The sequence below is a fragment of the Gynuella sp. genome, from assembly GCF_050297175.1.
Taxonomy (GTDB): domain Bacteria; phylum Pseudomonadota; class Gammaproteobacteria; order Pseudomonadales; family Natronospirillaceae; genus Gynuella.
Genome location: NZ_JBNKSF010000030.1, coordinates 1 through 13,752 on the forward strand (window position 1 = coordinate 1; position 13,752 = coordinate 13,752).

The following is a 13,752-nucleotide window of genomic DNA, read 5'->3' on the forward strand; positions in this document are numbered from 1 at the left end:
TTATGGCTCATCCATGGTTTGAAGATTCTCAAATATTGTCTGAATGCTTTGTCCGTCGGCCAGTCCCCTAAGATTGGGGCGCTGGCGGAATCATTTTTCAGGAGAATTCGATATCCTTTGCTGTTATCTGGGTAGTAACTCAATCCCTTTTTGTAATATCGCCGCGTCTTTCATGATAGCAGTTGTACAAGTACGTCATGCAGCGCTGGTAAATTTCAGCAGCATGTCTGGTTTAAACTTAGCGAAGTGCCCCTCCCTCCCCCGAAGCAACCAGAGCTGGTTTGCTTTCAGTGTTACTTGTGGATGCTGATACCGTTGATGGCCGAACAATGTTTGAAGGCATAAGTTTAATTTCATCAGAACGATCTGGTTTTCAATCTCGCTACATAGAAACCAATATTGCTTACGATCCTCTGGATATAGGTAATGCTCGATATTTTCGAGAAAGAACTGCAGAGCAAGCTGCCGATATTTACAACGATGACTAAAGGTAACTAATATGCGATTAATTGTAATATTTATGCTGCTGTTTTTTGCTGCTACTAGTGCTCAGTCACATAATTTCGAAATAAGAGATGGCAAGCTGTATTATAAAAATATTGCTGCCGACACGGCGTTTAAAATAACTCAAGACAGTATTAAAGCTGACACTGAAGGAGGCACTTTATTTCAAGAAATTGAAGATGATCATGTTGGATTTAATCTATTTAAAATTATATCCAGAGAAGGGCGTACCGAAATTTGGATATATTTTAAATCTCTTCCCAAAAGTATAAGGAAGTTAGATTCGCTTTCTACTGATATGGCTATGACTATTCTTTCTGATCAATACATTAAGCTTGAGCGTAAACATATGGGATCATCCATTTCGTTTATCTATAAACTTGATAATCAAGGGAATATAGAAAAATCTAGAGCATTAGAAGATTTAATATATTTTGATGAGAATGATGAGCTAATAGTGAAATTAATATATTCCGGGGTAAATAAAAGTGGATTTGAATATAGTCTTGGCTTTTCAAAGCTCTTTTCCGAGGAAAAACTTAATGTGCCAATAAAATATCATACAGAGCGATTGAGTGATGCTCTTGGTTACATAGTAAAAATAACCCGTTCGAAATGCACGCTGAATATGGAATATAAAATAGGTGAGAAAAATGAGTATGAAGAGGTTGAGATTCCAGAAAAAATTTGCGAGATAAAGGGATAGGAGGGGCGCAATTGTTTCAGCAGCGATCCCTTTACACCAACAGCCACACTCAGAGAGATAAAAAGGTAAAAAGGCCATTTATAAGATTGAAATTCTGGGAATCGGTTGTATGAAAAATAAAGGGACATTCATAAGCTTGTTTATACCAGATCGGTCGCACCGCAATCAGTGGTTTTAGTAGTGTCGCAAAACTCTCCTTCCTGAAAAATTGATGAATGCGATTGAACTATTGCTCCGATAATAACGATAAAACGCGACTTTTCCCGGAAAGACGGTCAGAAGTGCTTTCTTGAATGAAGACCCGGGCGGTAATCCTGTGTTGATTAATCGGCACGTTTAAAGCCGAAAAATCGGATATCCGACGGGTCTGAACGGCAAAATTCTATATTTCAGCCGAGGCAAGTCAATTGTCTCAGCTGAATTGAGTTATCAGGCCACGCTGCGGTGTGGATCAATAACGAATTTCTTGGCAGCACCGCCGTCAAAATCCGCATAGCCTTGTGGTGCTTGATCCAATGAAATCATTTGAACGTTTACGGCGTCAGCTATTTTAACTTTATCGAACAGAATTGCTTGCATCAGGTTTCGGTGATATTTCATTACCGGACATTGACCAGTGTGGAAAGAGTGGGATTTCGCCCAACCCAAACCAAAGCGCATGCTCAATGCTCCTTGTTTTGCTGCTTCGTCAACGGCACCTGGATCGTCTGTTACGTACAGGCCTGGAATACCAATCTGGCCTCCGGCTCGTGTGATCTGCATTGCAGAGTTCAGTACTGTTGCGGGTGCTTCCTGATGATGGTTACAGCCGCAACCATGGGCTTCAAAGCCTACACAATCGACGAAGCAATCTACTTCGCGATCACCCAGAATAGCTTCGAGTTTATCTTCTATGCTGCCGTCTTCTCTCAGGTCGATCGTTTCACAACCAAAGCTGCGGGCCTGTTCCAGACGATCTACAATCATGTCACCGACGATGACACAAGCGGCACCCAATAGGTGAGCAGACGCTGCTGCTGCCAGGCCGACGGGTCCGGCACCGGCGATATAAACGGTTGAACCTGGTCCGACACCGGCGGTTACGCAGCCGTGGAATCCGGTTGGGAAGATATCTGACAGCAAGGTCAGGTCTTTGATTTTTTCCATTGCCTGATCGGCGTCTGGAATGCGCAGCAGGTTGAAGTCAGCGTATGGCACCATGACGTATTCCGCCTGGCCGCCAACCCAGCCACCCATGTCAACGTAACCATAAGCAGCACCTGGGCGTGCTGGGTTAACGTTCAGGCAGATACCTGTCAGGCCGCTCTTGCAGTTACGGCATCGACCACAGGCAATGTTGAATGGGACTGAAACAACGTCACCAACATCCAGAAACTCAACATCATTGCCTTTTTCCAGAATGACACCGGTGATCTCGTGACCTAGAACCAGACCTTCCTGAGCGGTAGTACGGCCGCGAACCATGTGCTGGTCACTGCCGCAAATATTAGTCGTGAGTACTTTTAAAATTACGCCGTGGTTACACTTGCGTTTTCCCAAAGCTAATTCTGGAAATGCGATCGATTCAACTGCGACACTGCCTGGGCCCTTATAAACTACGCCACGGTTTGTTGAGCTGGACATTTTTATGTCTCCTGATATTTATTTTTATTACTGGTATGTGCACGGTATCGACCAAAAGGCAATGGCAGCTATTCAATGACGACATCATTATGTCTTGATGCGACGTCTTCAGGCAGACAAAGGATATACGGCTTTACGTTTCGCGATTAAAAAAACGGGCATTGCCAGAGTCGTTAGCCCTACAACCTGTTTTTGTTTAAAGATAAACAGACGTTTAAAATTCATATCCGTTTTCACTGAAATCCAACACCATGGTGCGCTTTGTCCGGCGGATTTGTTTGTGGAATCGATGCTGGCACTGGTGAAAACTACGATCATCGCAAAGCAAAAAGGGCATCCATAAACTTGAAGTTTATTTCCACAAAATTTTTAGCGTGAGCGCTCAAAAAAAATAAAAACAACAGTCTCAAAAAAGACGCATATAAAATTGCCGAGATTCCAGAAAGGATCTGGACAAATAGATTTCGATACCTGACCCAAACACCCGTTGCACTCAGGGCCTTAGGCCATATCCACTACCGCCAAACTTAGATTGTTCCTGTCAATTGACGTTATTCTGCATCGACTTCAACAGGACGAATGATCGGCCTTTGGGCTTAAAAATTCTGGCACATTGTTAACGTTAATAGTTGACCAGGCCGCAGTTGGCGGTTAAATATGGTATAGTTTTAGTACTTGTAGTCCTGATGGACTGCGTCTTGCATCGGCTGTGGCTAAGCTGTGGCGATGGTTTTTATGTCCGGAGCGATTCCGGGTGCATATTCGTCTGCAACATGCAGACTTCATTATAACCCATGAAAAATAACGGGAGATAAGCTGCAATGGCTGATAAGAATGATCCAATGATTCCTGATGGTGAGGTGAACCCTATTGACACCGACTATCAGGTTGGACAGGACAATATCATCGTTAATGTCGGGCCATTTGGTCTGGATATTCATAACCGAGTGTTTGCCATCTCTGCTCTGGCTGTGATTCTGTTTGTGGCGTTGACGTTGGCATTTCATGGACAGGCTGAACCTTTCTTTAAAACAATCCGTAACTGGTTGACTGGGAACCTTGACTGGTTATTTTTAGGTGCCGGCAATATTTTCGTTATAGTTTGCTTGGTATTGATTTTTACTCCGCTCGGTAAAGTTCGCCTCGGCGGTACTGAAGCCACGCCGGACTACAGTTATTCTGGCTGGTTTGCCATGCTGTTCGCAGCAGGTATGGGTATCGGCCTGATGTTTTATGGAGTGTCTGAACCCTTATCGCATTTCGCAAGTTCGATGGGTGGAACCGCTGTTGGTGCTGACGGTATACGTACCGACTGGGCTCCATTGGGTGGCGCAGCGGGTGATACCGAAGCTGCGCATTCTCTCGCTATGGCAGCGACGATTTATCACTGGGCATTGCATCCGTGGGCAATATATGCCGTGTTGGCATTAGGGCTGGCGTTGTTCTCATTTAACAAAGGTCTGCCGCTGACCATCCGTTCGGTGTTTTATCCGCTGCTGGGAGAACGTGTATGGGGCTGGCCTGGTCACGTGATCGATATTATGGCGGTCCTGGCGACACTGTTTGGTTTGGCGACTTCACTTGGCCTTGGGGCCTCTCAGGCTGCATCTGGTCTTAATTATTTGTTTGGTGTTCCCATGGGGGAAACGACACAAATTGTATTGGTAATTGGTATCAGTGCATTGGCGACTTTTTCTGTGGTTGCCGGTCTGGATGCAGGTGTCAAGCGACTATCTGAAGTGAATATGGTACTGGCCGCGCTTTTGTTGTTATTTGTTATTATTGTTGGTCCAACACTGGCAATTGTTACCGGCTTCTTTGAAAACCTATGGTCTTATGTGACGAACCTGCCGGCACTGGCTAATCCAATCGCCCGTGAAGACAGTAATTTTGCATCCGGCTGGACTGCCTTTTATTGGGCATGGTGGATTTCCTGGTCACCATTTGTTGGTATGTTCATCGCTCGTGTGTCTCGCGGCCGTACTGTGCGTGAATTTATCGTTTCAGTGCTGTTGATTCCTTCTGCTGCATGTGTGTTATGGATGACCGTATTCGGTGGCACTGCTATCGATCAGTACGTACAGGATGGTTACAAAGCCGCTGCGGAGGCTGAATTGCCATTGCAGTTGTTTGCTATGCTGGATGCTTTGCCATTGGCACAGATTACCTCCTTCATTGCGATTATCCTGGTAATCGTATTCTTTGTGACATCATCGGATTCCGGCTCACTGGTTATTGATGTGATCTCTGCCGGTGGTAAGGTGGATTCACCCACTCCACAGCGAGTATTTTGGTGTACTTTTGAAGGTTTGGTTGCCATTGTGCTCATTCTGGGTGGGGGGTTGGTTGCACTCCAGGCAATGGCGGTGTCGACCGGTCTGCCATTTACTCTGGTGTTGCTGGTGGCTGCCTTTTCCATGATTAAAGGTTTGATGTCGGAGCCTCGTAAGGGGTAAACCCGTAACAGTTGAAATAGTTCTTTGATACTTAAAAAAGCGCGGTTTTACCGGGCTTTTTTTGTTTAGCTGCGATATTTTATGCAGATACAGAACAGACGGAGAGAGCAGGCAATATGCAGGCAGAACAAATTGAAATTTTTGAATTCCTGCGACAATACCAGCCATTTTCGGCGTTACCGGATGATGTTTTACAACAGCTGGCGGAGGCTGCCGATGTTGTCTACTTCAAGGCTGGTAGCCAGATTCTGGAGTTTGGTGCGGAATTGCACGATTGGTATGTAATCCGTACGGGTTCTGTAGAAGTTTACCGTCGTAACGGAGAACTTTATAACCGTCTCAGTGCCGGTGGGTTTTTCTCTGAGTTTGGTTTGCTGCGTAACCGGCGGGTGCGTTTTCCGGTAAAGGCGTTGGAAGACACTTTACTGTATCTGATTCCAGACGAGCTATTCCTGAATATTTTTGAAGAATATGAAGAGTTCGCCGATCAGGTGGAAGTCGAAGATAAAACCCGTTTGCGTCAGGCGGTCGCACGACGTGAGGATGCCAATGAACTGATGACCGCCCGCATTGAAACACTGATCAGTCGCGAACCGGTGTTGCTGCCTTATACCGCGAGTGTACGAGAAGCTGCGCAGAGTATGACGGAGGCAAATGTTTCAGCGCTGCTGGTTACAGATGAATCCGGCAACCATTTGCGCGGCATTGTGACTGATCGCGATATTACGGGTCGTCTGGTAGCTGCGGGCCTGTCGTTTGAAACACTGGTAGCTGAGGTGATGACTGCGGAACTGGTGTGGGTGGAACACAATCAGCTGGTGTTTGAAGCGATGCTGAGAATGTTGCGTGATAACGTGCATCACCTGCCGGTGTTGCGCAAAGGAAAGCCTCTGGGTGTGATTACATTGCCGGATATTATCCGTTATGAGTCGCAGAACAGTTTATTTGTAGTGCGTAGTATTTTCAGTGCTCAAACGGTCGATGATTTAACCGCCTTAACCAGCGATGTGCGTGCCTGTTTCCGTCGTATGGTTGCTGAAGATGCTAACTCTCGTATGATTGGTAGTTCAATGGCGGTAATCGGTCGCAGTTTTAAGCAAAGATTATTGGAGCTTGCAGAAGAAACACTTGGGCCACCACCTGTACCGTATTGTTTTCTGGCGCTGGGTTCCATGGCACGGGAAGAACAGCTGATTGTGACGGATCAGGATAACGCTATTGTTCTTCATGACAGTTTCGATCCGGTTGAACATGATGATTATTTCAGGGAGCTGTCGGCATTTGTGTCCGATGGGTTGGCTGCCTGCGGCTATAAATACTGTACCGGAAATATCATGGCAACCAATAAAAAATGGCGTCAGCCCATGAAAGTCTGGGAGCAATATTTGACCGAATGGATTGATCAGCCAACACCACATTTTCTGCTCAATAGTGCCATCTTTTTTGATCTTGAAGGCGTGTGGGGCAAAACCCAATGGGCCGATCAACTAAATAAATTAATCCGTCGTAAAGCAGCCAAAAATACGCGCTTTCTTGCCTGTATGGCCCGCAATGCCTTACTGCGTACACCGCCATTGGGTTTCTTTAAAAACTTTGTGATGGAAGCGGATGGTGATCATCATAAATCCATTAACATGAAACGCCGGGGTACGGCGCCACTGGCGGATTTAATCCGTGTACATGCATTGTCGATTGGTTCGGGATCTCATAATTCATTTGAGCGCCTGCAGGATATTATTGATGCAAAAATTCTTTCCCCTGGTAGCGGTCCTGATTTACGCGATGCGCTGGAGCTCATTGCCATGGTACGTATTCGTCATCAGGCGCTGGATCTTGATGCCGGTATAGAACCGGACAACAATATCGAACCGGAAAACCTTTCCGATTTTGAGCGTAAAAACTTGCGTGATGCATTTCTGATCGTGGCAAACGCGCAGAAATACCTAAAATTCCGTTATCAGCCGGGGCGTACTGCCTGATGTTGTATCTGCGTCCTAGCCAGATGAGTGATGAACCAGACCACCGTGCTCGGGATATCAGGGTCGATGATTGGTCACTGTTGTATGCTGAGCTGGCCAAAAAAGTTCGTTCTCCGTTATTAAGGAAGTTTTATTCTGTTGGTCTGCCGTCAGCGGAGACGCCCATCGGTGAAGTGCCTTTATTGGCGATGGATTTTGAAACTACCGGGATGGATGCTGAGCAGGGAGATATTGTGAGCATTGGTGTCGTACCGATGACACTGGCGCGGATTTATAACCGAAACTCTTGTCATTGGATTGTACGTCCGCGTTCGCGACTGCATGATGATTCGGTTGTGATACACGGCATCACTCATAGTGATATCGCCGGGTCGCCGGATCTGACTTACTATCTTGAGCCACTGCTGGAACTGATGGCCGGGCGTGTTATCGTTGCGCATTACCGCATAATGGAGCGTAATTTTCTGTATCATGCGCTATTGCGTCGTATTGGTGAAGGCATTCGTTTTCCGATAATCGATACCATGACACTGGAAGCCTCTGTTAATCGCTTTAGTTTCTGGCAGCGGCTGCGAGGTCGAAAACCAGGATCGTTGCGCCTGGCAGATGCCCGCAAGCGTTATCATTTGCCTTTTTATCACCCCCATCATGCTCATACGGATGCGCTTGCCTGTGCAGAATTGCTACAGGCTCAAATAGCCACGCACTTCAGTCAACAGACTCCGCTGGGCGACCTCTGGCGTTAGGCTGACAAACCTGCGCCATTCCAATCCGTTCACACAGGCGGTCTCGAAGTAAAAGTCTCCTTAGTAGAGTTGGAGTGACACGAACTCAGACTGCTTTGGATTTGAATGCTATGAAAGTGTGTTCAGAGCCCGTCAAGTTACTCATAATACGAACTCCGAACACGGTCAGAATCAACTGTTCTTCTCGGCCAAGTTTTGTGGCCAACCGATTACAATGGAGATTATCACCATTGCGCCGAGCAGCCAGCAGTAAGTGGCTGAACTGATCAGAGCCAGTGGCGATAATTTTGCCATTGACGCGGCCAGCAGCATTTGTGCGCCATAGGGAATAACTCCCTGGGTGACGCAGGAACAGATATCCATCAGGCTGGCACTGCGACGCGGATCAACCCCGTAACGTCCAGCAATATCCCTGGCCAGACTACCACTGATTAATATGGCAACAGTATTGTTGGCGGTACACAGATTGGCCAGGATGACGGATAAGGAAATGCTGATTTCTGCCAGTCGGCGGTGGGATTTTGGATCTGTGCTGCGGTGACTGAGACGATCAATTTTGTCCGCCAGCCATAGTAGCCCACCACCTTTTTGCATCAGGGCACCCAACCCACCAATGAACAATGAAAGAATCAGAATTTCCTGCATGCCGGAAAAGCCGCTGTAAATGTCTGCCGACCACGTCAGCAGGCTATAGTCCGGAATTTGCCATAAGCCAATCAACCCGGACAGTACAATACCGATCAACAGCACGACCAGAACATTCAACCCCATGATGGCCAGAATCAGAACGGTAGCGTAGGGTAGAACGCTGATCAAATTGCTATCAGAAACTGTCTCTGTTGTGGCGTTGGCACCATGAAATGTCAGCCAGATGATGGTCAAAATGGCAGCGGGTAGGGCAATTTTGAAGTTCATCCGGAATTTGTCTTTCATGTTGCATCCCTGGGTTCGGGTGGATGCAATGGTGGTATCGGAGATGACCGAGAGGTTATCGCCAAACATGGCGCCGCCGACAACAGTTCCCACCGTGAATGCCAGAGACAGCTCGGTTGCACTGCTGAGTCCTACCGCAACCGGTGCCGTAGCAGCAATGGTGCCCATGGAGGTACCCATGGCGGTGGCCATCAGTGCCGTCAAAATGAATAGAGTAGGCAGTACCAATTGAGTTGGAACGATACTCAGTCCCCAATGAACAAGAGCCTCCACACCGCCAATGGCTTTGCCCATGCTGGCAAACGCGCCAGCCAACAGGAAGATCAACAGCATGGTAACAACGGTTGGGTCGCCGCAGCCGCGCACGAAGGTATCTACCCGTTCATTGATATTGCCCTTGGCTAAGAGTAATCCCAGCACAATGGCGGGTAAAACCGCGACGGGTGCAGACACCTGGTAAAACGCCATGTCTGCCTGCTGAATCTGGAAATATATGCCACTACCAATAAAAATGGCGAGGAACAATAAAATGGGCAGCAATACCCATGGGGATTTATGAGTCATTCGTTTCCTTAAAACGGTAGGTCAAATTAAGCGGGCCGATTCTACGGGATATCGGTACCTAAAATAATATTGTTTGGTTATGTATTAATAACCAAAAAGGACTTATGTTCCGATGTCATTGATCTCGTAACGATCATTGCCAAAAAACAAACCGTATAAGCGCGTAAATTCCATACCCGGGCGTCTTTTCCCGCCGTTGGCACAGTCTTTGTAAAACACTGGATATCAGAAACAGACTGTTGCCGCTATGAACACACTAGACCTTACTCACAATGCCACGATTTATAACGACCTGAATGGCTTGAACTCCATCAAAATGCAGGCCCGTAGCGACCAGGATGGTGCCGTTATGCAGGTGGCCAAGCAGTTCGAGTCCATGTTCATCGGCATGATGCTAAAGAGCATGCGTGATGCCAATGAGGTGTTGTTTGAAGACAGCGAGTTTAATTCTTACGAAGGTAAGTTTTATCGGCAAATGTACGATGAACAGCTGTCTCAGGAGCTGTCCAGTGGCAGCGGTATCGGTTTGGCGGACATGATCTTCGAGCAACTCCAACAGCAATACTCCGGCAATCGGATCCCTGCTGCTCAACTGTCTACAAACATCACGCCAGTGGAAGTGCCTGAGTCAGCTCATGAAGCCCAGACAGATATGACGGATACAACCGCTCCGCAAGTACATACTGACAGTATTGATCCAGTGAGTTTTGCTGACCCGGCCAGTTTTGTCGAAACCCTGTTGCCGATAGCGGAAAAAGTTGGCCGGCAAATGGGGATCGAACCCAAAGCGCTGGTCGCTCAGGCGGCTCTGGAAACCGGTTGGGGACAACATGTGATGAAGGACGTACAAGGGGGCAGCAGTTACAACCTCTTTGGTATCAAAGCCCATGGTGGCTGGCAGGGTGACGTGGCAGTTCATAAGACTCTTGAGCATGACGGTAACCAGTTTTACAGCGTGACTGATCAGTTCCGTTCCTATAAATCCTATCAGGATTGTTTCCAGGACTACCTGGACTTTCTGCAATCCAATCCGCGTTATCAAGCAGTGTTGGCCAGTGGCAAGGATTCGGAAGCATTCGCTGAATCACTACAGTCTGCTGGCTATGCCACTGACCCGCAGTATGCACAAAAAATCAAGCATGTGCTGAACAGCGAATGGCTGATGAACAGTTAATCCGGAGTTGACGAAATGAGCTTGATCAATACCGCCATCAGTGGGCTGAAAGCTGCAAATGCATTGATAGAAACCACCGGTCATAACATTTCCAATGCGGATACCGTCGGCTATAGCCGTCAGGAAGCCATTCTGGAATCTTCCCGCGGACAATATAGTGGCTCCGGCTATATTGGCAGCGGTGTCAATGTGGTAACAGTGAGACGGGTATATGATGAATATCTGGTTGATCAGCTGCGTGGCGATACTTCCACTTATTTTAAGTATTCCGCCTACCTGGAAAATATAGAGCAGGTGGATACCCTGATTGCCAAAGACAGTACCGGTTTGCAATCGCAAATGGATAGCTTTTTTGCCGCACTGCAGGCCAGTGCTGATAACCCGGCCTATTTGCCCAGTCGTGATGTGGTCATGAACGAACTTGAAGGGCTGGTCGACCGGTTTGAAAGCATTCATGGTTATCTGCAATCCCAGGCCGATACCGTGAACGGACAATTGTCGGCCATGGTAGGGGAAGTGAATACGCTGGTGGATTCCATTGCCGATCTGAATCTTAAAATTCTTTCTGCTCGGGGGACATTGGACTCCAGCCCGCCCAACGATCTGTTGGACCAACGTGATGAGCTAGTGCGACAACTTTCAGAATTCCTCGAAGTTGAAGTCAGTGAATCCAAAGGTGCTTATAACATTTTTATCGGGTCTGGCCAGGCATTGGTTTTAAATGGAGAGTCCAATCACCTTGAAGCCACTACTGCTGAATATGACAACAGCGAAGTGGATATCATGTTTGTCAACAGCGCCGGACGCATCAATATCACTGATAAAATCAGGGAGGATGGTGGCGCTATTTCCGGAACATTGCAGTTTCGTGAAGAAGTCATGGATATGACCATGAATTCGCTCGGACAGGTAGCTGTTGCTCTGATCAGTGATCTCAATGGCGTACAAACATCCGGAATGGATATGTACGGAAATTTGGGTACTCCAATTTTTGCCGACCTGAACACTGATGAAGCTGCTCGTAGTCGGGTCAACGCCAGCTCGGAAAACCGGTTACCCAATGACCGGGTTATTGGTGTTTATTTTGAAGATGCCAAGTCCTTGACGACCAGCAACTATTATCTCGAATTCACCGGCCCGGAAGACTACAACTATCAGGTGATTCGGGAAGATGATGGCGCTATCGTATCAGAGGGCTCAACAGGAACGGACCTGCCGACTGACATTTATTTTGACGGGTTAAAAATCACATTGGAAAACGGTTCTTTTCAACAGGGGGACTCTTTTGAAATCCAGCCATTGAAGCACGTAGTCAATGATTTGGAAGTGGTTTTGAGCAGTCCGGAAGAGCTCGCATTCGCGTATCCAATTAACTCCACTACCAGTCTTGGCAATACGGGTTCTGGTGCAATTGATCAGGGCCAGATGCTGGATGTATCCACATCATATTTTTCAAAGAATGGAGAGTTGACCCCACCTTTGGCTGTCGTGTTTATCGATGAGACTACCTACTCAATCAAAGATGCCACTGATCCTGAAAACCTGGTTGATCTGGACCCACCCATGAACAACCTGAGCTTTGTGCCGGGAGTCACTAACAGCCTGTTTTCCACCGACAAAGGTGCGACTCAGGTCTCCAGTTACTCCCCGCGGCTGCCAGAAGATCCAACCTACACGGCGGCAGGCTATCCTGGACTCGCTACAGACAATGGTCTGAATTCAGAAACCTTTAAGTTTTATCAAACCGATCCGGAAACCGGAAAGGTGACAGAAATGGATACGGTGAAAACGGGATCTGGAGCTTCAGCAAGGGAGATTGCAGAGCAGTTATCCCGCATCGATGGCGTCGAAGCCAGAGCCCAGACAACTGTTGAAATCACAGGCCTGACGAATTCCGGTACACCATACGACCCAGATAACACCTTCGAAGTCTGGATCAACGGATATCAGATCACTGTTGATGACCTGGCTGAAAACCAGGCCATATTTGAAGAGGGTTATCCGGAGGATGTACCTGAAAGCCTGACTGTTGATTTTCTGGCTGACCGTATCAATTCCCATGTGGAACTGAAAGAAGCCGGAATATATGCCGTCAGCGATGGTGTGTCGTTGAAGGTCTACGATAAAAACGGTGACGATATTACCGTTGCCATTACCGGTGATAAACCTTCGGTGGGCACGGTTCTGCCATCCGGTGCGGCAGCATCTGTCGACCCGGGTGATACCCTGCAGATTAGTACTGGTGACGAATATGTCCTAAATCCAATCGCTGGTGAAACTCGGGGAATGATCAATAACAACACTGGTTATGATTTTTCAACCGGTGGGCCTTATCAATATGAGTTTGAGCTGCCTGATGGCCGTACCGGCATGATTACCATGGATCAGAACTACAATAACGCTGACGATATGGTGGCTGATTTCGAGAGCAAGATTAATGCATTGCTTGATTCTCCCGGTGAGGTCAATCTGGAAATCAATGAGCGTGGTGAAATCAGCTATAAGGTTTTTATGACTATGGAAGGTACCGGCTCTCAAGCAACTAATAATATTACTATTGGCGGTTCTGTCGATGTGGTCATGGCATCGGGCATTTCGTTGAGTGCTGATCCAGGGGCTGGCTCCATTTTTACTCACCAGCCTGAAGCCAAATCTATCTACACGGGTTTTCAGTTCCAAATCACCGGCAATCCAGAAGCAGGCGACAGCTTCTATATCAGCTGGAACTCTGATGGTATTTCAGATAACCGAAATGCGCTGGATTTTGTCGAACTGGAAAGCAGTGATCGTCTGTCGCAGGGATCGACGGGAGTGACTTACACAGAAGCCTATAGCCGGCTGGTGGAGAGAGTTGGTTCCAAAACCAATCTGGCGAACAATCAGACTGAAACCTTCGCCGCAGTGTTGGAAGCGACACAGGCGCAGATCTCATCAATTCAAGGGGTGAGTCTGGATGAAGAAGCGGCACGATTGATTCAGTTTGAATTGCTGTACAACGCCAATGCTCAGGCTATCCAGACGGCACAGGAAATGTTTGACACCTTATTGGCCTCCTTTTGAGGAATAA

Annotated in this window: 9 protein-coding genes; 7 read left to right on the top strand and 2 right to left on the bottom strand. The window is 47.3% G+C overall.

The genetic code is table 11. The features are described from left to right. Window positions 1-299: 299 nt before the first annotated feature. Window positions 300-488, top strand: a complete 189-nt coding sequence (locus tag ACQY6I_RS11725) for a hypothetical protein (protein ID WP_428241678.1) — start codon at window positions 300-302, stop codon at window positions 486-488. 11 nt (window positions 489-499) lie between these two features. Next, window positions 500-1,210: a hypothetical protein gene (locus ACQY6I_RS11730; protein WP_428241679.1), complete on the top strand. Its 711-nt coding sequence runs from the start codon at window positions 500-502 to the stop codon at window positions 1,208-1,210. Between the two features lie 429 nt (window positions 1,211-1,639). Here the strand turns inward: ACQY6I_RS11730 and fdhA are convergent, their stop codons facing one another. Then, window positions 1,640-2,833 (bottom strand): formaldehyde dehydrogenase, glutathione-independent, encoded by a 1,194-nt coding sequence (gene fdhA / locus ACQY6I_RS11735; protein WP_428241680.1) that lies wholly within the window; start codon window positions 2,831-2,833, stop codon window positions 1,640-1,642. 821 nt (window positions 2,834-3,654) lie between these two features. Here fdhA and ACQY6I_RS11740 point away from each other — a divergent pair. The 3 genes from ACQY6I_RS11740 (at window position 3,655) to ACQY6I_RS11750 (ending at window position 8,014) form a co-directional block, all read left to right on the top strand. Next, a complete protein-coding gene (locus ACQY6I_RS11740) occupies window positions 3,655-5,289 on the top strand; it encodes a BCCT family transporter (RefSeq protein ID WP_428241681.1) in 1,635 nt (544 codons plus the stop codon). Between the two features lie 116 nt (window positions 5,290-5,405). Next, window positions 5,406-7,268: a DUF294 nucleotidyltransferase-like domain-containing protein gene (locus tag ACQY6I_RS11745; RefSeq protein WP_428241682.1), complete on the top strand. Its 1,863-nt coding sequence runs from the start codon at window positions 5,406-5,408 to the stop codon at window positions 7,266-7,268. After that, window positions 7,268-8,014 (top strand): 3'-5' exonuclease, encoded by a 747-nt coding sequence (locus ACQY6I_RS11750; RefSeq protein WP_428241683.1) that lies wholly within the window; start codon window positions 7,268-7,270, stop codon window positions 8,012-8,014. The genes ACQY6I_RS11745 and ACQY6I_RS11750 overlap by 1 nt, the downstream gene beginning before the upstream one ends. Window positions 8,015-8,185: 171 nt before the next feature. On the opposite strand, the gene ACQY6I_RS11755 is transcribed toward ACQY6I_RS11750, so the two are convergent. Next, window positions 8,186-9,511, bottom strand: a complete 1,326-nt coding sequence (locus ACQY6I_RS11755; RefSeq protein ID WP_428241684.1) for a Na+/H+ antiporter NhaC family protein — start codon at window positions 9,509-9,511, stop codon at window positions 8,186-8,188. Between the two features lie 247 nt (window positions 9,512-9,758). Here ACQY6I_RS11755 and flgJ point away from each other — a divergent pair, with 247 nt between their 5' ends. Together flgJ and flgK are read left to right on the top strand one after the other, a co-directional pair. Further along, window positions 9,759-10,685, top strand: a complete 927-nt coding sequence (flgJ, locus tag ACQY6I_RS11760) for a flagellar assembly peptidoglycan hydrolase FlgJ (RefSeq protein WP_428241685.1) — start codon at window positions 9,759-9,761, stop codon at window positions 10,683-10,685. Window positions 10,686-10,700: 15 nt separating this feature from the next. Further along, window positions 10,701-13,745 (top strand): flagellar hook-associated protein FlgK, encoded by a 3,045-nt coding sequence (flgK, locus tag ACQY6I_RS11765; RefSeq protein WP_428241686.1) that lies wholly within the window; start codon window positions 10,701-10,703, stop codon window positions 13,743-13,745. Window positions 13,746-13,752 lie beyond the last annotated feature (7 nt).

Excerpts from the sequence above, each read along its gene's own strand:
- ACQY6I_RS11730 (WP_428241679.1), top strand. The coding sequence starts at position 500 with ATGCGATTAATTGTAATATTTATGCTGCTGTTTTTTGCTGCTACTAGT.
- fdhA (WP_428241680.1), bottom strand. The coding sequence starts at position 2,833 with ATGTCCAGCTCAACAAACCGTGGCGTAGTTTATAAGGGCCCAGGCAGT.
- ACQY6I_RS11740 (WP_428241681.1), top strand. The coding sequence starts at position 3,655 with ATGGCTGATAAGAATGATCCAATGATTCCTGATGGTGAGGTGAACCCT.
- ACQY6I_RS11745 (WP_428241682.1), top strand. The coding sequence starts at position 5,406 with ATGCAGGCAGAACAAATTGAAATTTTTGAATTCCTGCGACAATACCAG.
- ACQY6I_RS11750 (WP_428241683.1), top strand. The coding sequence starts at position 7,268 with ATGTTGTATCTGCGTCCTAGCCAGATGAGTGATGAACCAGACCACCGT.
- ACQY6I_RS11755 (WP_428241684.1), bottom strand. The coding sequence starts at position 9,511 with ATGACTCATAAATCCCCATGGGTATTGCTGCCCATTTTATTGTTCCTC.
- flgJ (WP_428241685.1), top strand. The coding sequence starts at position 9,759 with ATGAACACACTAGACCTTACTCACAATGCCACGATTTATAACGACCTG.
- flgK (WP_428241686.1), top strand. The coding sequence starts at position 10,701 with ATGAGCTTGATCAATACCGCCATCAGTGGGCTGAAAGCTGCAAATGCA.